This is a genomic window from Streptomyces sp. SID13726 (assembly GCF_010548375.1).
Taxonomy (GTDB): domain Bacteria; phylum Actinomycetota; class Actinomycetes; order Streptomycetales; family Streptomycetaceae; genus Streptomyces.
The window spans coordinates 42,107-61,507 of the sequence record NZ_JAAGLY010000010.1; the positions used below are offsets into that span (position 1 = coordinate 42,107).

At 72.9% G+C, this 19,401-nt stretch carries 16 protein-coding genes; 7 read left to right on the top strand and 9 right to left on the bottom strand.

All coding sequences use genetic code 11. From position 1 onward, the window contains the following. Positions 1-13: 13 nt before the first annotated feature. Positions 14-1,195 (top strand): 3-dehydroquinate synthase family protein, encoded by a 1,182-nt coding sequence (locus G3I78_RS25595; protein ID WP_239158045.1) that lies wholly within the window; start codon positions 14-16, stop codon positions 1,193-1,195. 131 nt (positions 1,196-1,326) lie between these two features. On the opposite strand, the gene G3I78_RS25600 is transcribed toward G3I78_RS25595, so the two are convergent. From G3I78_RS25600 to G3I78_RS25610, 3 genes are read right to left on the bottom strand one after another with little or no spacing between them, the layout of a single operon-like run. After that, a complete protein-coding gene (locus G3I78_RS25600) occupies positions 1,327-2,013 on the bottom strand; it encodes an HAD-IA family hydrolase (protein WP_164428547.1) in 687 nt (228 codons plus the stop codon). Next, entirely contained in the window at positions 2,006-3,172 is a 1,167-nt protein-coding gene (locus G3I78_RS25605) for a Gfo/Idh/MocA family oxidoreductase (protein WP_343243843.1), read from the bottom strand. The genes G3I78_RS25600 and G3I78_RS25605 overlap by 8 nt, the downstream gene beginning before the upstream one ends. Positions 3,173-3,180: 8 nt before the next feature. Then, the gene (locus G3I78_RS25610; RefSeq protein WP_164428552.1) at positions 3,181-4,350 is read right to left on the bottom strand and encodes a DegT/DnrJ/EryC1/StrS family aminotransferase; all 1,170 of its coding nucleotides are present in this window, start codon (positions 4,348-4,350) and stop codon (positions 3,181-3,183) included. A 283-nt stretch (positions 4,351-4,633) separates the two neighbouring features. On the opposite strand from G3I78_RS25610, the gene G3I78_RS25615 reads away from it, so the two are divergent. From G3I78_RS25615 to G3I78_RS25625, 3 genes are read left to right on the top strand one after another with little or no spacing between them, the layout of a single operon-like run. Further along, entirely contained in the window at positions 4,634-5,257 is a 624-nt protein-coding gene (locus G3I78_RS25615) for a type II 3-dehydroquinate dehydratase (protein ID WP_343243844.1), read from the top strand. An 8-nt stretch (positions 5,258-5,265) separates the two neighbouring features. Next, on the top strand, positions 5,266-6,033 hold the full coding sequence (locus G3I78_RS25620) for an alpha/beta fold hydrolase (RefSeq protein WP_164428554.1): 768 nt from the start codon (positions 5,266-5,268) through the stop codon (positions 6,031-6,033). Positions 6,034-6,052: 19 nt separating this feature from the next. Next, positions 6,053-6,982 (top strand): ROK family protein, encoded by a 930-nt coding sequence (locus tag G3I78_RS25625; protein WP_164428557.1) that lies wholly within the window; start codon positions 6,053-6,055, stop codon positions 6,980-6,982. Positions 6,983-7,519: 537 nt separating this feature from the next. Here G3I78_RS25625 and G3I78_RS25630 read toward each other — a convergent pair. After that, entirely contained in the window at positions 7,520-8,626 is a 1,107-nt protein-coding gene (locus G3I78_RS25630) for an AfsR/SARP family transcriptional regulator (protein WP_343243845.1), read from the bottom strand. 143 nt (positions 8,627-8,769) lie between these two features. Between G3I78_RS25630 and G3I78_RS25635 the strand changes: the two genes are divergently transcribed. Continuing rightward, complete coding sequence (locus tag G3I78_RS25635; protein ID WP_343243846.1) at positions 8,770-11,805, top strand: LuxR C-terminal-related transcriptional regulator; 3,036 nt, start codon at positions 8,770-8,772, stop codon at positions 11,803-11,805. A 53-nt stretch (positions 11,806-11,858) separates the two neighbouring features. Here G3I78_RS25635 and G3I78_RS25640 read toward each other — a convergent pair whose 3' ends face one another. Next, the gene (locus tag G3I78_RS25640; RefSeq protein ID WP_164428563.1) at positions 11,859-12,842 is read right to left on the bottom strand and encodes an NAD-dependent epimerase/dehydratase family protein; all 984 of its coding nucleotides are present in this window, start codon (positions 12,840-12,842) and stop codon (positions 11,859-11,861) included. Next, positions 12,832-13,773, bottom strand: a complete 942-nt coding sequence (locus G3I78_RS25645) for a ScbA/BarX family gamma-butyrolactone biosynthesis protein (protein ID WP_164428565.1) — start codon at positions 13,771-13,773, stop codon at positions 12,832-12,834. Before G3I78_RS25645 ends, G3I78_RS25640 begins: the two co-directional genes overlap by 11 nt. A 156-nt stretch (positions 13,774-13,929) precedes the next feature. Between G3I78_RS25645 and G3I78_RS25650 the strand changes: the two genes are divergently transcribed. Beyond that, a complete protein-coding gene (locus G3I78_RS25650) occupies positions 13,930-14,574 on the top strand; it encodes a ScbR family autoregulator-binding transcription factor (RefSeq protein ID WP_164428567.1) in 645 nt (214 codons plus the stop codon). A gap of 436 nt (positions 14,575-15,010) precedes the next feature. On the opposite strand, the gene G3I78_RS25655 is transcribed toward G3I78_RS25650, so the two are convergent. Further along, complete coding sequence (locus tag G3I78_RS25655) at positions 15,011-15,646, bottom strand: ScbR family autoregulator-binding transcription factor (protein WP_164428569.1); 636 nt, start codon at positions 15,644-15,646, stop codon at positions 15,011-15,013. Between the two features lie 159 nt (positions 15,647-15,805). Beyond that, positions 15,806-17,038, bottom strand: coding sequence for an FAD-dependent oxidoreductase (locus tag G3I78_RS25660; RefSeq protein WP_164428571.1), 1,233 nt, complete (start codon positions 17,036-17,038; stop codon positions 15,806-15,808). Positions 17,039-17,225: 187 nt separating this feature from the next. Here G3I78_RS25660 and G3I78_RS25665 point away from each other — a divergent pair, with 187 nt between their 5' ends. Next, positions 17,226-18,014: a methylmalonyl-CoA mutase family protein gene (locus tag G3I78_RS25665; RefSeq protein WP_164428574.1), complete on the top strand. Its 789-nt coding sequence runs from the start codon at positions 17,226-17,228 to the stop codon at positions 18,012-18,014. Here G3I78_RS25665 and G3I78_RS25670 read toward each other — a convergent pair. Next, the gene (locus tag G3I78_RS25670) at positions 17,992-19,395 is read right to left on the bottom strand and encodes a GAF domain-containing protein (protein WP_164428576.1); all 1,404 of its coding nucleotides are present in this window, start codon (positions 19,393-19,395) and stop codon (positions 17,992-17,994) included. The two genes, G3I78_RS25665 and G3I78_RS25670, sit on opposite strands and share 23 nt — an antisense overlap. Between the last annotated feature and the right edge of the window lie 6 nt (positions 19,396-19,401).

Below are 19,401 nucleotides of genomic sequence, written 5' to 3' on the forward strand. Positions count from 1 at the left end.
GGGGGAGGCTGTCATGAGCCAGTCCATGGCGGGCCGGTCCACGGCGGGCCGGTCCTTGGAGGGCATGGCCCCCGTGTCCGGCCCTGCGGCGACACACCCCCTGGTGACGGACGCGGCGCAGCACCACCGCGTCGACGTCGACCTCGGTGACCGCACCTACCCCGTGCACATCGGCCCCGGCGTCCGCGCCCTGCTGCCCGAGCTGGTCGCGGCGACCGGTGCCTCGCGTGCCGTCGTCGTGTCGGCGCGGCCGGCCGGGGTGCTGCCCCCGCTCGGGGTGGACACACTGTGGCTGGCGGCGCGGGACGGGGAGGAGGACAAGACGCTCGCCACCGTGGCCGAACTGTGCGAGAGGTTCGCCGAGTTCGGGCTGACCCGCTCCGACGTGGTGATCTCCTGCGGCGGCGGCACCACGACCGACACCGTCGGTCTCGCCGCGGCCCTCTACCACCGGGGCACGCCTGTCATCCATCTGCCGACCTCGCTGCTGGCCCAGGTCGACGCCAGTATCGGCGGCAAGACGGGAGTGAACCTCCCCGAGGGCAAGAACCTCGTCGGCACCTACTGGCAGCCGCGCGCGGTGCTCTGCGACACGGAGTTCCTCGCCACCCTGCCGGAACGCGAACGCATCAACGGATGCGGGGAGTTGGCGCGCTGCCACTTCATCGGCGCACCGGGCCTCGGCAGCCTGCCGCCCGCCGAGCAGATCGCCCGCAGCGTCGGGCTGAAGGCGTCCGTGGTCTCCCGCGACGAACGCGACCAGGGTCTGCGCCACATCCTCAACTACGGCCACACCCTGGGCCATGCCCTGGAACGGGCCACGGCGTACGCGCTGCGGCACGGTGAGGCGGTCGCCGTCGGCACCGTCTTCGCGGGCCGGCTCGCCGGTGCCCTGGGCCGTATCCCGGAGTCCCGGGTCGCCGAACACCAGGAGGTGGTCGCCTCGTTCGGACTACCGACCGCGCTGCCCGCCGACGTGGACCATGACGCCCTGATCGGCTACATGCTCCGCGACAAGAAGGCGGAGGGCCACGGGCTCACGTTCGTCCTGGACGGGCCCGACGGCCCCGAACTGGTCGCGGACGTCCCCGAGGCCGTCGTACGGCGGCAACTGGCGGCCATGGCGCGGTCCGCGGATCCGCTGGGGGCGGAGGCCCCGCGGCCCGCGGCGCCGGTGCCGGGCGCGACCGGCTGAGAAAGGGGCCGTGGGGTGCGAACCCCACGGCCCCGCACGGCCGTTGGGTCCGGCTGCGAACCGCCGCCCCAGCACATGACGGAAGGCCCGGACGGTGAGGCGTCCGGGCCTTCTGGTGTCACCGGGTCCTGCTACGGTGTCGCCGCCACCGGCTCCGCGACCAGTTCGAGCAGCTCGCCGGGGGAGTGGAGCACGACGTCCGGGGACTCGCGCAGGAGAGGGGCCGGGTCGACGCCCGCCCACAGTGCCGCAGCCGCCGCGACCCCCGCCCCGCGGGCGCTGTGCAGGTCGGTGACGGCGTCGCCCACCATCACCGTCTCCCCGGGACGGACCCCGAGCACCGACACCGCCAACTCCACCATGTCCGGCGCCGGTTTGGGCCGGATCACCTCGTCCGAACCGATCACCACCTCGAACAGGTCGAGCAGCCCGAGCCGGCCGAGCAACGCCCGGGCCCGCTCACCGGCCTTGCCCGTGGCGACCGCCAACGGCACCCCGCGCCCGTGCAGTTCACGCAGCAGCTCCGGAATCCCCGGGAACACCTGCACCAGCGGCGCGAGCCGGTAGCTCTCGCGGACGAAGGGGCCTTCCATCTCCAGCGGCAGCCCCATGATCCGCATGATGTCGGGGAAGTACCGGCCCAGATGCCGGTTGTACTCGGCGAAGGGCGCCTCCCCGACGCCCACCACCTCGTCGTAGGCGATGCTGAACGCCTCCCGCATCACCTCGAAACTGTCGACGAGCACCCCGTCGAGATCGAAGACGACAGCCCGCACCCCGTGGTGCGGACGGCCGTAGTCGCCCCCACTGTCAACCATGCCGGAACCTCTCCGAGTCGAGTAGCGTCGATGCCGGCACCACCCGGGCCGCCCTTGTGGAGCGCGCCCCGATCCGTGCCCGCCGGGCCGAGCGGTAGATGCGCTCGATCACCGCGATGGTGCGACGGACCTCGTCCACGGTCCGCCCCTGGGACGCCGGATCCACCAGCAGCCCCGGCAACTCGTCGAGCTGCCGCAGGTATTCGGCGCCGATCTCCTCCTCGGGCAGGGGGATCTCGGTCGTCGTCCCGTCCCGCACCAGCACCAGGGAGGACCCCTTGCGCCGGTTCGGGCTGAAGCCGAACGTGCAGCGCAGCGTCGCGCTGCCCGCGCTGCCGTCCACCCGGATACGGGTCGTGTCGTACGGCTCGTGCGAGGCCCAGCTCGCCCGGATCGCCACCGACACCCCGTCCTCCGTGACCAGGAACCCGCGCGCCGTGTCCTCCACGTCGCCCGCGCTGTCCTCCGGGCGGGGCGCGTCCTTGCGCCAAGCCGCCCCGGAGGACTGGTCGTTGACGAAGTCGTCGGAGACCGTGCCCACCGCCTGGTCGAACCCGACCGGGCCCAGGATCGGCCCGACGGTGTCCAGCAGATGCCAGCCCAGGTCGACCAGCGCGCCACCGCCCGCGAACTGCCGCTGGGTGAACCAGCCGCCCGCGCTCGGCACGCCACGCGCCCGCACCCACGACAACTCCACGTGCCGGATCTCGCCCAGGTCCCGCTCGATGACCTCGCGCAACGCGGTCACGTCGGCGCGGTAGCGGGCCGCGCTGCCCGCGAGCAGCACCGCACCCCCCTCGCGCTCGGCGGCGGAAAGCTGCTCCGCCTCCGCCGAGTTGAGGCAGACCGGCTTCTCCAGGAACACCGGGATGCCCATGCGCAGGATCCGGCAGGCCACCACCGAGTGCAGATGGTTCGGTACGGCGACGACGGCCAGGTCGACCGCGTCCGCGCTCAACTCCGTGACATCCGCGAGGAGTCGGGTACCGGTGCGGTCCTGCGGGATGTCCGCGCGGGCCGCCGGACTGGGGTCCACCACGGACGTCACGGCGAAGGAGGGGTGCTGGCGCAGCCGCGGCAGCCAGATGGACTTCGCCGCCCACCCCAGACCGACCACGCTGGTTCGGACCGGGGGGTCGCCCGATCCCCGTGCGCTCACCCTTGTGTTCATGCCCGCGCGACCTCTTCCGCCACGACCTCGGCCACGGCGTGCATCTGCTCCTCGGTGCCGAGCAGGGTGCGGTGGTGCAGCCAGACGCAGTCCGCGTTGATGGCCTCGGTGACCGGGTTGCGCTCGGCCAGCTCCTCGACGGTGGCGGCGGGCGGCGCGTACTCCCAGAAGCCCTCGGAGCGGTAGATCGCGCGGAACGCGATGAACGCCGGCACGCCCCGCTCCACCAGCCGGTCCACCAGCGCGTTGCGGTCGGCCTCGGCGATGCCCGGGATCCGGAACATCTGCATGTAGTGCGGGTGGTTGGTGATGCGCTCGTCGCGGGCCTGCGGGACCACGCCGGGGATCTTCGCCAGCAGCCCGGCGATCAGCGGGGCGCGCAGCTCGCGGGTGGCGATCTGCTCGTCCAGACGGCCGAGTTGGGCGCGCAGGACGGCCGCCGAGAACTCGTTCATACGGAAGTTGGAGCCCGACGTCTGGTGGTGGTACTTGCGGTCGGTGCGCGGCCGGCCGCAGCTGTGCCGCAGGAAGCCCTCCTGGTACGAGGCCTCGTCCGGGAAGGTCACCAGGCCGCCCTCGCCCGCCGTCATCAGCTTGCCGTTCTGGAAGCTGAAGGCGGCTATGGAGCCCAGCTCACCGGCCTTGCGGCCGAGCCACTCGGCGCCGTGCGCGTGCGCCGCGTCCTGGATCAGCGGCACCCCGCTGTCCGCGGAGACCTTGCCGAGGGCGTCCATGTCGGCGAAGTGGCCCGCCATGTGCACCGGCATGATGGCCGCGGTCCGCGGGGTGAGCGCGGCCCGCACCGCCTCGGGGTCCAGGCAGTAGGTGTCCGGGTCGACGTCGACCGGGATCGCCACGGCGCCGAGCCGCTGGGCGGCCTGCGAGGAGGAGATGAAGGTGAAGGCGGGCACGATGACCTCGCTGCCCTCGCGCACCCCGAGGACCTGGAGGGCGAGTTCCAGGGCGTGGGTGCCGTTCGTCACCGCCAGGGCGTAAGGGGCGCCGTGCCGGTCGGCGAACTCCCGCTCGAACGAGTCGACTTCACTGCCGCCCATGCGCCACCACTGGCCCTGGTCCAGGGCACGGATGAGACCGGTGCGCTCCTCGTCGCCGTAGCGCGGCCACACCGGGAGGTCCGCGAGGAGTTTCTGCGCCTGATCATTCATGACGATCCATTCCTGTTCCACCGAAGATTGAGGGAAGAACCCACCCCGGAAAACCGGCCGGAATACGGAGATCCGGCGACGGGGAATATCACGCTACCGCGCGTATGGCATCTGTTCCCATCCCCTACCGGGACCCCGGAAACCCCCCTATATGAACGGCCTTTCACCCCTCAAGTGGAAACCGATCCCCGGAGCTCCGCCACAACCGTCGAACACGAGAAAGAATGGAATGCGAATGGGCCGCCGAAGAACCGGTCCCCGAACCGCAGTTGTGAGGTGAGTCATGAGCGCGATACTCCTGCTGAACGGCCCCAACCTCGGGATCCTCGGTCAGCGTGAGCCCGAGGTGTACGGCACCGACACGCTGGCCGACATCGAGCGGGCGGTCGGGGAGGAGGTCGCCGGGATGGGCTGGCAGGTCATCTCGTTCCAGAGCGACTCCGAGGGAGACCTGGTCCGTGCCGTGCACGCCAACTACGGCACCGTCGGCGCGATCGTGAACCCCGGCGCGCTCATGGTCGCAGGCTGGAGCCTGCGCGACGCCCTCGCCAACTACCCGCGCCCCTGGATCGAGGTGCACCTCTCCAACGTCTGGGCGCGCGAGCAGTGGCGCCACGAGTCGATCATCGCCCCGCTCGCCTCGGGCGTGGTGGTGGGCCTCGGCTCACTGGGCTACCGACTGGGCGCGCGGGCCCTGTTGGCGACGGCGGCGGGGTCCCGGCCGACGGCGGCGCCGAACGGTGCCGAGACGGCCGTAGGAGCGCAGGCAGCCGTGGCGAACGGTGCCGAGACGGCCAAAGCGAACGGTGTCGAGGCCGCCGTAGGACCGCAGGCGCCCCTGCCGAACGGCGCCGCGCCGGCCGCAGGCCCGCAGCCTGCCGCCCCGACGCTCGCCGCGACCGCCTAGGAGAGCCGATGAACACGACGACCGCGGCCTGCTCCCAGCAGTGGATACGCCGCTACCACCCCAAGCCGGACCGTCGCATCACCCTCGTCGCCCTGCCGCACGCCGGTGGTTCGGCGAGCTACTTCCACCCCCTGTCGGCGGCGCTCGGCGAGGAGGTGGAGGTCCTGTCCGTGCAGTACCCCGGCCGCCAGGACCGCAGGCACGAACCCCTCGTGGCGGACGTGAAGCAGCTCGCCGAGCAGATCACGCGCGCGCTGCTGCCCTGGGCGGGCCCGGTCGCCCTGTTCGGCCACAGCATGGGCGCGACCGTCGCCTACGAGGTGGCCCGGCGCCTTGAGCAGGACGGCTCGCCCGCTGCCGCGCTGATCGTCTCGGCGCGCCGGGCCCCGTCGGTGGTGCGCGCGGACGCCTTCCACCGGCTGACCGACGACCAGCTGCTGTCGGAGGTGCGGGCGCTGGGCGGCAGCGACGCGGCGCTCGCCCTGGACGAGGAGCTGATCCGGCTCACCCTGCCGGTGCTGCGCAACGACTTCGAAGCGGTGGCGAATTACCGCTGCACGCATACGGAACCCCTGCGCAGCCCGATCACCGCGCTGGTCGGATCGAGCGATCCGAGAGTCACGGTGGGGGAGGTGGACGAATGGCGCCGACACACCGAGGACGAATTCTCCCTCCATGTCTTCGAGGGCGGCCATTTCTATCTTGCGGAACACAGTGCGGCCGTGACCGACCTTCTGCGTACGGCGCTCTCCCCGCACCTGGCCAAGGAAATCTAGACGCGAGGAGTGAATTGCCGTGAGCCGTCTGGGAATCGACATCGGCGGCACCAAGGTCGCACTGCGGCTGGAACGCAGCGGTGCGGCGATCGACGCCCGGCCCTGGCAGAAGGTGTTCCCCTGGCCGGAGAGCGGGGGAGTGGCGGCGGACCTGGCGGCGCTGGGCAAGTCCCTTGCGGAGCTGCCCGGTTCGGCGGGCGACCCGGTGACCTCGGTGGGGGTGGCGCTGCCCGCGGCCCTGGACACCGAGGGCCGGGTGCGGGGGTGGCCCAACCGGCCGACCTGGCAAGGCCTGGATCTGTCACGGCAGTTGGAGGCGTTCCTGCCCGGCGCGCGGATCCGGGTGGCGGACGACGGCGACCTGGCCGCGCTCGCGGAGGCGCGGGCGGCCGGCTGCCGTGACCTGGTCCATCTCGGCGTCGGCACGGGCATCGGCGGCGGGGTGGTCCTGGACGGCGTGATGCGCCCGGGCACGGCACGCGGCTCCTGCGAGGTGGGCCACGTCATCGTCGACCACCGCGCGGGCGAACCGTGCGACTGCGGCCGCAGAGGCTGTGTCCAGTCCCTGTCCTCGGGCCGGGCGGTCCTGCGCCGTGCGTCCCGACTCCGCGGCGAACAGGTGGACTTCCCCGCACTCCTGGCCGCCTGTTCGGCGACCACCCCCTGGGCCACGACTCTGATCGACGAGAGCGCCTCCGCCCTGGCGGCAGCCGCGACCTCCCTCGCCGAACTGACCCACCCTGACATCATCACGATCGGCGGCGGCTTCGCGACATCGGTCCCCGGCTACCTCACCCGAGTGACCACCCACTTCACTTCCCTGCACCGCCCCAACGGCCCCACCCCCGAACTCCGCCCCGCAGCCCTGGGCGCCCTGTCCTCACTGGACGGAGCGCTGCTGCTGGCGCGGGGGGTCGGGGTGAGCACACCGGACACAGCAGGGGGCTGACGGCAGGCGTGGGGGTACGGCTACGGGAGGGGGCCGGCGAGACGTCCGACCCACCGGAGCGGGGCGCCGGCTCACCGGCCGTGTCCTGTGCTGTCCCGCCTTGCTGTACGGGCATCCGCTGGTCGGCGCCGGGGACGGGCCGTGGTGATTCCGGGGCCTGCGAGCGCTGGGCGAGGCAGGGTCACGGGCTGGTCCCGAGCCGCCGGAGCGCCCGGCGGCCGACCGGTGCCGAGCCGAGAGGGGCGGGCGATGGAGGACCGAAGACTTCGGAGGGCGCCGGGTACGGCAGGAGCCGTAGGCCGACTCCGAGCCGCCGAAGCCCTCCGGGCAGCACCCTGTACTTGTGCCGCAGCCGGGTCACCACCCGTGCCCCGGCGCCCTCCCGCCCAGCCGCCCGAGCACCCACCAGGCAGGCACTCGCCGGCCGGTGCCGAGGGTGGCGGGTGATGGAGGACCGATGACCCCGGGAGCGCCGGGCACGGCAGGAGCCGTAGGCCGACCCCGAGCCGCCGGAGCCCCCCGGCACCCCCTCCCTGCCTACCCGTGCCGCCGTCGACTCATCGACTGGGCTCCCCTTGCCATCCCACCCCGCCCCGCCGTGATGCGTTCGCAGCGGCGGACTCCCGCCGGGCGGGGGATCGTGCGGCGCCAGCGGGGCTCGGTGTCCTGGGTCAGGGACGGGTCGTGGTTGAGGACGGCCACTTCCAGGGCGCGGAGTTCATGCCCGGGGTCGAGGCCGAAGTTGTCCAGCAGCGCGGCCCGGGTGCGCTGATACGCGGCCAGCGCGTCATGCTGGCGCCCGCAGCGGTACAGCGCCACCATCAGCAGCCCGCACATCCGCTCCCCGGTCGGCTCGGCCGTCGCCATCTGCTCCAGCTCGCCGAGGATCTCCTGGTGCCGCCCCCGGTTGAGGGCCTCCTGCGCGTAGTCCTCGAAGACCGACATCCGCAGCCCCGCCACCGCGCTGAGCTCCGGCCAGGAGATCCCGGCCTCGGTCAGGTCGGCGAGCGCCGGCCCACGCCACAGTCGTAGCGCGGCCCGCAGCTGTTCGAGCCCCGACTCCCGGTCACCCGTGGCGAGTTCGGCCCGGCCGGCCTCCGCCAGCCGGCGGAAGTGCCACAGGTCGACGTTGCCGTCGGTGACGGTCAGCCGGTACCCGGGGGCCGTCGTCGTGAGAGTGACCGTCCCCGCGGGATACGCGTGCCGTTCGATGATCTTGCGCAGCCCGGACACGGCGTTCTGCACCATTTTCCGGGACGTCGCCGGAGTGTCGTATCCCCACAGCGCGTGCATCAATTTGCTGGTGGGCACGACTTCATTGGCGTGCAGCAGAAGAAATCCCGCGGTGGCCCGCTGATTGAATCCCCCGAGGCCCACCGGGTCGTCTTGGGAAAACGCTTCCAACGGGCCGAGCAAATTGAACCGCATGCGGCTCACCCCCAGTCGAAGTCGAGGCGGACAGCCGCCTCCACGAGGTACCCCTACAGTAAACAAACCAATCGACCCGTTTGTCAAACGGTATGGCCATGATCGCCGAAGAAAATTTTCGGAGCTTGGAATCCGCAGGTCAGGAGGGTGTAAGAAGTGATCTTCCGGCGACCCGAGATCTCGCCCCTCATCTCGCTCACTTACGGAACATGCCATTCCGAGCCCGCTTCCCGACCCGCCCACCCCGATGGGCGGACAGTTGCCGTCCGGTGAGCGCGGAGAAACCCGGGTCCCCTGAGGGGTTGCTAGCTTCGGCCCGGTCGAACCCCTCAGGAAATCGTTCGTACGGGAGGTGGCCAGTGAAACTGGTCGAACGTGCCGAGCAGGAAAAAGAACTGGAACGAATACTCACCGAATGCTGCGCGGGAAAGGGCGCCGTCGTACTCCTCGACGGCCCCGGCGGCAGCGGAAAGACGGAACTGCTGCACCGGGCCGCCGAGACGGCCGAGCGACGCGGCGCCCTGGTGCTGCGCGCCAGCTGCTCCCGGGCCGAACGGGCCCTGCCCTTCGGCGTCCTGGGCCAGCTCCTGAACACCGTCCCCACCACCCGGGAACCCGGCGCCCGACTCCACGCCCTCCACCGCCGCCTGACGGAGACGGCCCCCGGAACCACGCCCTCGCCGTCACAGTCGCCCTCACCGTCACCGTCCCCCGCCGGCATAGGCCCCGAACTCGCCCTCCTCCTCAACGAGGTGGCCGCGGCGATCCTCGAACTGGCCGAACCGGCCGAACTCGCCGAACCGGCCGAGACACAGCCGGCCGACGGCAGCCACAGGGCGGCTGCGGGGGCGGCAACGAAGCCGACCGCGGACGCAAGCCAGAACGCCGTCGCAAGCCCGACCGCCGACGCGAGCCAGAACACCGACCCCGCCTCCGCCCCAGCCCCCGAACACGCCCCCCACCCCCCAACCCCCCACCTCCTCCTAGCCATAGACAACCTCCGCCACGCAGACCCCGCCTCCCTCGACTGCCTCCTCTACCTCGCCCGCCGCACCGCCGCCGCCCGCATAGTCCTGCTCCTCGCCGACGACGCCACCGACGACGCCGTCGCCCAGGCAGGCCGCTCGCAGTTCCGGACCGAGTTGCTGGACCAGCCGCACACCCGCCGTATCCCCCTGGCGCCGCTGACCGAGGAACAGGTCGCCGCGCTGCTCGGGATCCATCTGGACGACCCGGCCGCGGCGGAGCGCCTCGCGCCGGAGTTCCACGCGTGCAGCGGCGGCAACCTCCTGCTGCTGCGGGCCCTGCTCGACGACCACGACCTGAGCGGCGGGGTCCGCAAGGAGGGTTACGGCCGTGCCGTGCTGCGGCAGCTCGGGCGGCTGGACGCGCCGGTCGTCGCCGTGGCCCGCGCGCTCACCGTGCTCGGCGGCGCGAGCCACCCGGAGCGGCTGGCCCGGCTCGCCGGTGTCGACACCGGCACGGCCGAGACCGCGCTCGGCATCCTGGAGTCCGTCGGCCTGATGGACGGCCCGGTGCTGCGCCACGACCTCACCCGGCAGGCCGTACTGGACGACCTGGCCCCCGAGGAGCGCGACCGGCTGCGGCGGACCGCGGCCTCGCTGATGTACGAACAGGGCTGCCCCGCACCGGAGATCGCCCTCCAGCTCACCGAACTGGAGCGCCCGGACGGCGACTGGAGCGTGGACGTCCTGCTGGAGGCGGCCGAGCAGGAGCTGTTCGCCGGCCGCACCCACCGTGCCGTCGCCGCCCTGGAGGCCGCGCTGCGCGCCCGGGGCGAGGGGGAGCCCGGGCGGCCCGCCATCGAGGCCCGGCTGGTGCAGGTGCGCCGCCTGTTCGACCCGGCCGCCGCCGAGCACCACCTCGCCGCCCTCACCGCCGCCGCCCACGCCGGTGACCTGGACCCGGCGCACACCATCGACCTCGTACGCCAACTCCTGTGGCAGGGGCGCCCGGTGGAGGCGGCTCCGCTCCTGGAGCGGCTGCGCGAGGCGCGCCCCGAGCCGCACAGCGAGGTCGCCGCGCAGCTGGAGGACACCGAACGCTGGCTGGCGTGGACCCATCCGACCCTGGCCCGCCGCACCCACCGCCCGGCGCCCGGCGACGGACAGCGGCAGCGCCCCGGCACCCCGCCCCGCCCCACCGCCTCCTGGTCCCGGCCCACCGCGCTGCTCGCGGACGCGCTGGTCGGCGGCCGGGCCCACGAGGTCGTCGGCCAGGCCCACCAGGTGCTCAAGGACCGGGGTCCCAGCTACGACCTGACCTGGCCGGAGGAGCCCGCGCTGCTCGCGCTCGGCGTGCTGCTGTGCACCGATTCCCCGGACACCCCGGCCTGGTGCGACCGGCTGCTGCGCGAGGGGCACACGCCGTACTCGCCGACCTGGATGGGCCTGCTGTCGGCCACCCGTGCCGAGGCCGCGCTGCGGCTGGGCGATCTGACCGGCGCCGTCGAACACGCCCACCAGGCCCTCAACCACATCAGCCCGAACGCCTGGGGGGTCGCCGTCGGCGCCCCGCTCGGCAGCCTGGTGCTGGCCACCACCCGCATGGGCCACTACGACGAGGCGGGCGCGTATCTCACCAGGACCGTCCCCAAGCCCGTGTTCGACACCCGCTACGGGCTGCACTACCTGCACGCCCGCGGCCAGTACCACCTGGCCACCGGCCACCACCACGCCGCCCTCGCCGACTTCCTGGCCTGCGGCGACCGGATGCGGGCCTGGGGGATCGACGTCCCCGGTGTCGTGCCGTGGCGTACCAGCGCCGCCGAGGCCTGGCTGGAGCTCGGCAACCGCGAACAGGCCGCGCGCCTGGCCTACGACCAGCTCGGCCGGCCGGGGTCCAACGGCGCCCGCGCCCGGGCCGCCGCGCTGCGGGTGCTCGCCGTCGGCGGTCCCGCGACCAGGCGGCCCCAGATGCTCGCCGAGGCGCTCGACCTGTACGAGCGCTGCGGCGACCGGTACGAGCAGATCCGCGTCCTCGCCGACCTCGGTGCCGCCTACCACGAGCTCGGCGACAACCGCCGGGCCCGCACCCACGTCAGGCGCGCCCGTCATCTGGTCGCGCTCTGCGGGGCGGCCCCGCTCAGCGACGGGCTGCTGTCCTTCCCGGACGACGCGGAGGAGCCGGTCCCGATGCCGGGTGCCCCGGGCGGCGACAACGGTCTGCTGACCGACTCCGAACGCCGGGTGGCCGCGCTGGCCGTCGGCGGCTACACCAACCGGGAGATCGCGGCGAAGCTGTTCATCACGCCGAGCACGGTCGAGCAGCATCTCACCAGGGTCTACCGGAAGTTGGGGGTGCGCTGCCGCAAGGACCTGCCGGTCGAGCTGGCCACGAGCGGCTCCGAGGCGGTCCTGGCGCAGGAAGCGTGACAGGGCGGGGCGGACCCCCTCCGGGTCCGCCCCGCCCTGTGCCCGGCCGTCGCTCAGACCACGCGCGTGTTCGCCAACTGCTTCCGGTACCAAGGCAGTCCGGCCACCAGCCCGGCGCCGAAGCCGGGCCCGGGCTCGATGCCGAGGCGCTCCCAGACCCGACCGCTCTCGTAGTAGTGGTCGTCGGTGAGCAGCGCGTGCTGATGGTGCGTCAGCTCCGGCAGCACACGCGAGCACAGCTCCCAGTGCGCGGACCGCGGCAGATCCGCCGAGGGCGCCGGCAGGCCGAGCCCCCGGCACAGCTGGGTGCTCATCGAACGCGCGGTCACCGGACGCGGATGGTTGACGTGGTAGACGGTGCCCCGGTCGGCGTCCGTCCACCCGGACCGGGTGAACTCCCCGACGATCCGGGCGAGTTCCTGGACGCTGACCAGCGAACTGCGGGACCGCCCGCCCTCCGCCCACACCGGGACCTTGCGCAGCAGCCGCAGCAGCAGCGGAACGAACCAGCGGTCGCCGGGGCCGTAGACCAGGTTGGGCCGCAGCACGATCCCGCCGCGTTCCCGCACCGTCTCCTCGGCCCGCAGCCGGGACGCGCTCGCCGCCGAGGCCGGGGCCGGGGTCAGCCGGCCCTCCGGGACCCCGCGGTGCGGTCCCGTGCCGTAGACCGAGGCGGTCGAGACGTACAGCAGCCGGGAGCCGCGGGCCGCGCGGGCCAGGGCCCGGGTGCCCTCGGCGTTCACGGCCTCGCACAGGGCGGGGTCGCGGCCGACGTAGCTGGCCAGATGGAGCACCGTGTCCGCGCCCTCGGCGCAGTCGCGCAGGCTCTCGGGGTTCATGAGGTCGCCGGGTATCCTCCGCGCACCCGCCGACGTCATCCACCCGGGAAGCTCTCGCCGCGACAGCACCGTCAGGTCGGCGGCCGGGGCTCCCGTCGCGGTCGGTCTCAGCAGCTCCCGTACGACGGCGCCGCCGATGAATCCGGTACCGCCCACGACCAGTACGGCAGGCCGTCCGCTCACCGTGTCAGACAGCAAGGATCTGCACCTCGCAGGTGGCGGCCGTGGCGCCGCCCTGGTTGAAGCTGACGGAGACCGCGCGCGGGCCGGTGCCGGTGGCGGGGCGCGGGGTGGCGGTCACCAGGCAGGCGCTGTCGAACTCGACGTACTTCTGGTAGGCCGAGTCGCAGGCGACGATCAGACCGTCGGCCTCGCCGAGCACGGCGAGCGCGGACTGGCGGGCGGCCTCCATCAGCACCATGCCCGGCACGTGGTCGACCGGGTGGTCGAAGAGGACCGGGTGGTCGTGGTCGTAGCGCAGGGTCCACACGCGGTCCATGTTGGTGACGCCGAGGACCACGTCGAAGGCCGAGGTGCGGCCCACCAGCCGGGGGATGACGGAGTCCGGCACCGGCAGCACGGGCTCGTTGCCGGCCCGCTCGCCGCGCAGTCTGCGGTAGGCGGCCTCGGGCACGCACTGCGCGGAGATCGCGCCGGAGCCCACCAGTTCGCCGTCGCGCACGCAGTCGACCTCAAGGTCCATCGCGCCGATGGTGCGTCCGCGCCGCTTGATGTTGCGGCACCGGATGTCCAGCAGAATGTGCGCGGGACGCTCGGTGAGCCGGGCGCCCCGCGGTTCTATGCGGTAGTCGAGGCTGCTGGAGAGGAACTTGTGCCCCATCGGCACCTCGTACTCCTGGTGGGCGATCACCAGGAGCGCCTGACGGATCGATTCGGCGAGCAGCATCGGGTCGTGCCAGCGGCCGGCGACCCGGCCGTAGTAGGAGTGGCTGCGCGGCCACTGGACGCCGACCTGGAAGTGGTCCTCGCCCACCCGGCGCAGTCCCGTCGCCAGTACTTCGGAGACGGCGGCACGGTGGACGATGGTCCGCGGAACGGACTGGAGAAAGAGCTCGGGAGCGTCGAACGACGCGGAATCCTTCTGGTCAAGGAGCGGGGAAACGCGCATGATTGCCTCCTGAGAACGTGTTTGAGCAGGACAAACGTCGAGCTGGACGAACTAGAGGCCCGGTAGGGCGCCGCGGCAAAACAGTACCAGTTAGTTGGTTTTTTGTGAGGGGGGAAGGCAAACTGGTACGGGTTACGGAGCGAAGGGGTTGAATGCATGGCCAGGCAGGAACGTGCGGAGGTCACTCGGGCGGCCATTCTCGACGGGGCGGCACGCGCCTTCGACGCCGAGGGTTACCACGGGACGACGCTCGGTGACATCGTGAAGGAGGCGGGGGTGACGAAGGGCGCGCTCTACTTCCACTTCGCCTCGAAGGAGGAGCTCGCCCAGGCCCTCATCGACGAGCAGTTCTCGGTCCTCGACCCGTCGTCGGGCGACGAGAAACCCGGGGTGCAGACCGTCATCGACACCCTGCACACCATGGCCAGGCAGCTGGTGGAGGACGTCCGGGTGCGGGCCGGTATCCGGCTGGTCATCGACCAGAGCTCCAAGACGGGCATCGTCAGCGAGCCCTACACCCGCTGGATCGAGCTCTTCCGGGGCTGCCTGGTGCAGGCGCAGGAGCGCGGGGACGTGAAGGCGGACGTCGACCCCGGCCGGGTGGCCCGGCTGATCGTCGGCTCCTGGACCGGGCTCCAGCTCAGCTCCCAGGTGCTCAGCGGACGCGCGGACCTGAGCGAGGAGACCACCCTGATGTGGGAACTGCTCCTGCCCAGCATCGTGCCACCGCGCCGACTGGTCCGCTTCCGCCCGGAGGGCAGCGTGCGCACCGGTACGCGTGAACTGGTGGGTGCGGAGTAGCGGTTGGGGCGGGTGAAGACGGCTTCCGGGACCTTGGGGTTGCCGTCAGGTGTCCCTATGGTGCGGTCGTGGCGCGCCGGTCATCGCGCCGCGCGGGCTGGCGGACTTCCGCCCGGAGGGCGGCGCGCGCACCGGTACGCGTGAACTGGTGGGCGCCGAACAGCAGTCGGGACGGGCGGAGACGGCCCCGGGGGAACCCCGGGGCCGCCGTCACGTGTCACCGCGCTCGGCCATGGCTCGGCGTGCTCGGTCACGTGTCACCGCGCTCGGTCATGGCTCGCTGTGCTTGGTCGCGGCTCAGTCTGCTCGGTTACGGCTCGCCGCGCTCGGTCGCGGCTCACCATGCTCCGTCACCGCTCACCGCTCACCGCTCACCGCTCACCACTCACCGCGCTCTGCCGCAGCTCACCCTGCCCCGTCGCGGCGGGCGGCCCGGTCACCGCACCTCGCAGGGCGCCGGTTCCCGGGTCCGCAGCACCGGCCCCGCCGTCCCCGTGGCGACCGCCGCGAGCAGGACGTCCCACAGGTCGGTGACCTGCTGGGCCGTCTCCGGCCGCCGGATCCCGCGCACGGTCAGCGACTCGACCGAGAACAGGGTCACCATGGCGACCACCCGCTCCGCGCCGCCCGGCACCTCGTCGCTCAGCTCCCCGTGCTTGGCCGCGTCCCCGAGCAACCGCCCGACCGCGCCGTACCAGAGCGCGTAGTGGTCGAACTCCGGCTCCCGGCCCGGCCATTCGCGGTGGAACCGCAGCGCCGTCCGCACCGTCGGCTCGCTGTGCAGCAGCCGGTTGAGCCCGTGCGTGAGGTCGATCAGCCGCTGCAACGCGGGTTCGTCCGGCAGCCCGGACGAGTCGATCAGATCTTCGAGGAGCCCCTGCGAGTGCTCCATGACCGCGTCCGCGACCTGTTTCTTCGACGCGAAGTGGAAATAGAACGCGCCCTTGGAGACGCCCGCGGCGCGCGTGATGTCGTCGAGGCTCGTCCCGCTGTACCCGTTCTCCTCGAACCGGTCGGCGGCGGCCGAGATGATCCGCCGCAGTGTGCGCTCCGCGCGCTCCTGCTTGACCATCCGAGTACTCCCTCGCTCCGTGTCCCCCGTCTGCTTCTGGTCCCACACCGACCATTGTAAAACCGGTCGACTGGTATGAGATCCCCTGGTGGCTCAACTGTATTCACTCCGGGGCGAGTAGGGCCACACGGACGCGCCACGGATTGTCGGGGATCCTGTTCAGGATCCGGCCCCGACAACCGTCCGCACGGCCGACCCGGGTGCCACCGCCGACTTGAGCGCCACCTCCGCGTCCGCCACCAGCGCCGGATCGACCGGGGTCGCCCCGGTGATCAACCGCCTCCCCTGGGCAAGGTCGCGCGGCCGGTCCACCGTCAGTACCGCTGTCACACGATCCCCGCGCAACCAGCACACACTCCACCCGCCGGCCCCGTCCGGCACCCCGCGCCGCACCACCGCGTCCCCCGGCCCGTGCTGCCCGGCGTACTGCACGAAACGGCCGAACTGCTCCGACCAGAAGTAGGGCACGGGATCGTACGGCGCGCCCTCCCCGCCCGCCACGACCTGCGCGGCGACCGCCTGGGCGCCCTGGAGCGCGTTGTCCCAGTGATGCACCATCAGCCGCTGCCCGTAGCGCCCCGACGGGAACGACACACAGTCCCCGACCGCGTACACCCCCGGCACCGACGCCCGCAGGAACGCGTCGGCCAGCACCTCGCCCCGCGCCCCGAGCGCGACCCCGGACCCCGCGAGCCACCCCGTGGCGGGCCGCGCGCCCACCCCCACCACGACCGCGTCCGCCCGCACCAGGCTCCCGTCCGCCAGCGACACCCCGCCGCCCCCGATCCCGGTCACCCGCACCCCGGTCCGCAACTCGGCCCCGGCCTCCGCGTACCACCCGGCCATCGGCGCGGTCACCGCACCGGGCAACGCCCCGGCCAGCGGCCCCTCGCCGGCCTCCACCACGGTCACCCGGCACCCCGCCTCCCGCGCCGCCGTCGCGAACTCGGCCCCGATCCACCCGGCCCCGATCACCACCACGTCCCGCCGCGCCACCAGCACCTCACGCAGCCGCTCGGCGTCGTCCAGGGTCCGCAGCACGTACGCCCCCTCGTCGCCCGGCAGCCGCACCGCGTCGGCGCCCGTCGCGATCACCAGCGTCTCGTACGGCAACTCGCCCGCCGAAGTGACCAGTTGCCGTTCCCCGGTCCGCAGCCCCAGCGCCGTGACCCCGGCCCGCACCTCGATGTCCAGGCCGGCGAAGTCCACGTCGAAGACCACGTCCGCCCGCCGCCCCCGCCCCCGCCGCCGGGCCTTGGACAACGGCGGCCGGTCGTACGGCCGGTGCGGCTCACCCCCGACCAGCGTCAGGCGTCCCGCGTACCCCCGCTCCCGCAGCGCCACCGCGCTCTGCACCCCGGCGGCCCCCGCACCCACGACGACGATTCCCACGGCCCTCGACCTCCCTGCCTCGGCTTCGACTCCCGGGCCATGGTGGGCGATCGACCCCCGCCGAGTCGCGATCGCGGCACGGATTCAAGGGACTGGTAGGGGTTGGTCCGGATCAGGGCCGTTTCTAGCATCGAGGCGCCGGAGCGGCTGGAATGGATCACCGAACCCCGAGGGCGGGCAAGCAGTCATGACACATGACCCTGAGGCCGGGCCGCCCGACGAGCCGACGTGCGCCGGCTTCGGTACGGCGGTGGGGTGGAACGCCCGCTTCAAGCAGCTGATCGCCCACGGCACGACGGCGCTGTCCGTCACCTTCGACCTGCCGACCCGCACGGGCCACGACTCGGACACCCCGGCCGCGCGGGGCGAGGTCGGCAGAGCGGGCGTGGCGGTCGACTCGATCGACGACATGCGGGTGCTGTTCGGCGGGATCCCGCTGGGCGAGGTGTCGACATCGATGACGGCCGACGCCCCGGCCGCGGTCCTGCTGCTCCTGTACCAACTGGTCGCGGAGGAACAGGGAGTTGCCGCCGACCGCCTCACGGGCGCGATCCGCAACGGCGTGCCGTGGGGCCCGTACATCTTCCCGCCCGAACCCTCCCTCCGGCTGAGCGACGACCTCTTCGGCTACTGCCGGGCCGAGATCCCGGGATGGCGCACGATCACGGTCCCGCGGACGGACCCCGGTGGACCGGAGCCGTACGAGCCCTTCCACGTGGACCCCTCCGTCGGGACCCAACAGGCCGAGCGGCTCTGCAAGTTGCGTGCCTGGCGGGAGCAGTCGCAGGTCGACGCGGCGCTCGCGCGGCTGAGGAAGGCGGCGCTGGGCGCGGACAACGTCCTCTACCCGATGAAGGACGCGCTGCTGGCCCGGGCGACGGTCGGTGAGGTGTGCGGCGCGCTGCGCGCGGTGTGGGGGACGTCCGCCCGCAGGTCCGGCCCGACACCGGTCCTCACAGCGGGGACCGCCAGCTGACCGTCGTACCGGAAACGGCCGTGGGGGAGGGGCCGTCGTCGTGCACGGTCAGGCGTACGCCGTCCCGGCCGTCCGGCAGGCGGGCCGTCACGTCGACCGTGACCTCGATGCGGGAGACCCCGGGGCGGCGGGACGCCTCCGCGAGGGCGCGGCGCAGGGCGGTCAGGAGGTGGCCGGCGACCTGGTCGGTGACGAGGGTCTCGACGGCGCCGGTGAAGCGGGCGGACGGCTGGAAGCCGAGGACGGCGGCGGCGCCCGCGGTCTCCTTGAGGACCTTGCCGCGGAAGGTGGTCGGCGCGTCGGCGGGCGGCTGCTGGAGCGTGAAGATCGCTGTGCGGACCTCCTGGATCGTCGACTGGAGCTCGTCCACCGCCCGCCCGAGGGTCCCCTCGACCTCGTCCTCGGCGGCGGGGCAGCGGCGCTGGGTCGACTCCAGCATCATGCCGGTGGCGAAGAGCCGTTGGACGACGAGATCGTGCAGGTCACGGGCGATCCGGTCGCGGTCCTCGTACACCGCGAGCCGCTCCCGGTGGTGCCGGGCGTCGGCGAGGACGAGGGCGAGCGCGGCCTGCGAGGCGAACCGCACCGCCATGTGCCGCTCGACCGAGGTGTACGGCCGGTCGCCGCGCCGCCGGGGGAGCGCGAGGGTGCCGATCAGGGTGCCGTCGGCCTGGAGCGGCAGCATCATGCTGGGCCCGAACCGGTGCCGTACATGCGTGGTCATCCGGGGGTCGGTCGCCGAGTCGTCGATGAACACCGGTTCCCCGCCGAGGAGTTGCTCCAGGACCGCGCTGCCGGGCGCGATGGTCGTGCCGACGATGTCGCCGGGATCGTCGTACGTCGACGCCGTCACGATCTCCATGCCGCCCTCCGGAGTGCGCTGGAGGACGACGCCCGCGGAGGCGTCGGCGAGGATGCGGGCCTGCTCGGCGACCGTCATCAGGGCGTCGGCCGCGCTCTCCCCGGTGAGCAGCGCGGTGGTGACGGCCGCGGCGCCCTCGATCCAGCGCTCGCGCTGCCGGGCGGCCTCGTAGAGCCGGGCGTTGCCGATCGCGATGCCGGCCTGCGCGGCAAGGACGTGCAGCAACTGTTCGTCCGCCGCGGTGAAATCCCGCCCGCCGGAGAGCCGGAGGGTGCCGAAGACGCCGTCGCGCACCGGGATGGGTACGTCGATCCCGCTCGCCGAGCGTGGCGCGGGCCCCGGTGTGCGGATCGCGCTGAGCCCGTCCTGCCCGGGGTCGGTGGTGTCCAGCGCCGCGTACCGGGCGCCGGTCAGCTCGGCGGCGCTGTCCACGATGTGCTGGAGGGTGGTGCGCAGTTCGAGATCGGTGCCGAGGCCGAGGACGGCTTCGAGGAGCGGCGGCAGCGGGGCCTCGGGCATCCCCCG

Coding starts and splice junctions, on each gene's coding strand:
- G3I78_RS25595 (WP_239158045.1), top strand. CDS start 14: ATGAGCCAGTCCATGGCGGGCCGGTCCACGGCGGGCCGGTCCTTGGAG.
- G3I78_RS25600 (WP_164428547.1), bottom strand. CDS start 2,013: ATGGTTGACAGTGGGGGCGACTACGGCCGTCCGCACCACGGGGTGCGG.
- G3I78_RS25610 (WP_164428552.1), bottom strand. CDS start 4,350: ATGAATGATCAGGCGCAGAAACTCCTCGCGGACCTCCCGGTGTGGCCG.
- G3I78_RS25615 (WP_343243844.1), top strand. CDS start 4,634: ATGAGCGCGATACTCCTGCTGAACGGCCCCAACCTCGGGATCCTCGGT.
- G3I78_RS25620 (WP_164428554.1), top strand. CDS start 5,266: ATGAACACGACGACCGCGGCCTGCTCCCAGCAGTGGATACGCCGCTAC.
- G3I78_RS25630 (WP_343243845.1), bottom strand. CDS start 8,626: ATGGCATGTTCCGTAAGTGAGCGAGATGAGGGGCGAGATCTCGGGTCG.
- G3I78_RS25645 (WP_164428565.1), bottom strand. CDS start 13,773: ATGCGCGTTTCCCCGCTCCTTGACCAGAAGGATTCCGCGTCGTTCGAC.
- G3I78_RS25650 (WP_164428567.1), top strand. CDS start 13,930: ATGGCCAGGCAGGAACGTGCGGAGGTCACTCGGGCGGCCATTCTCGAC.
- G3I78_RS25655 (WP_164428569.1), bottom strand. CDS start 15,646: ATGGTCAAGCAGGAGCGCGCGGAGCGCACACTGCGGCGGATCATCTCG.
- G3I78_RS25665 (WP_164428574.1), top strand. CDS start 17,226: ATGACACATGACCCTGAGGCCGGGCCGCCCGACGAGCCGACGTGCGCC.
- G3I78_RS25670 (WP_164428576.1), bottom strand. CDS start 19,395: ATGCCCGAGGCCCCGCTGCCGCCGCTCCTCGAAGCCGTCCTCGGCCTC.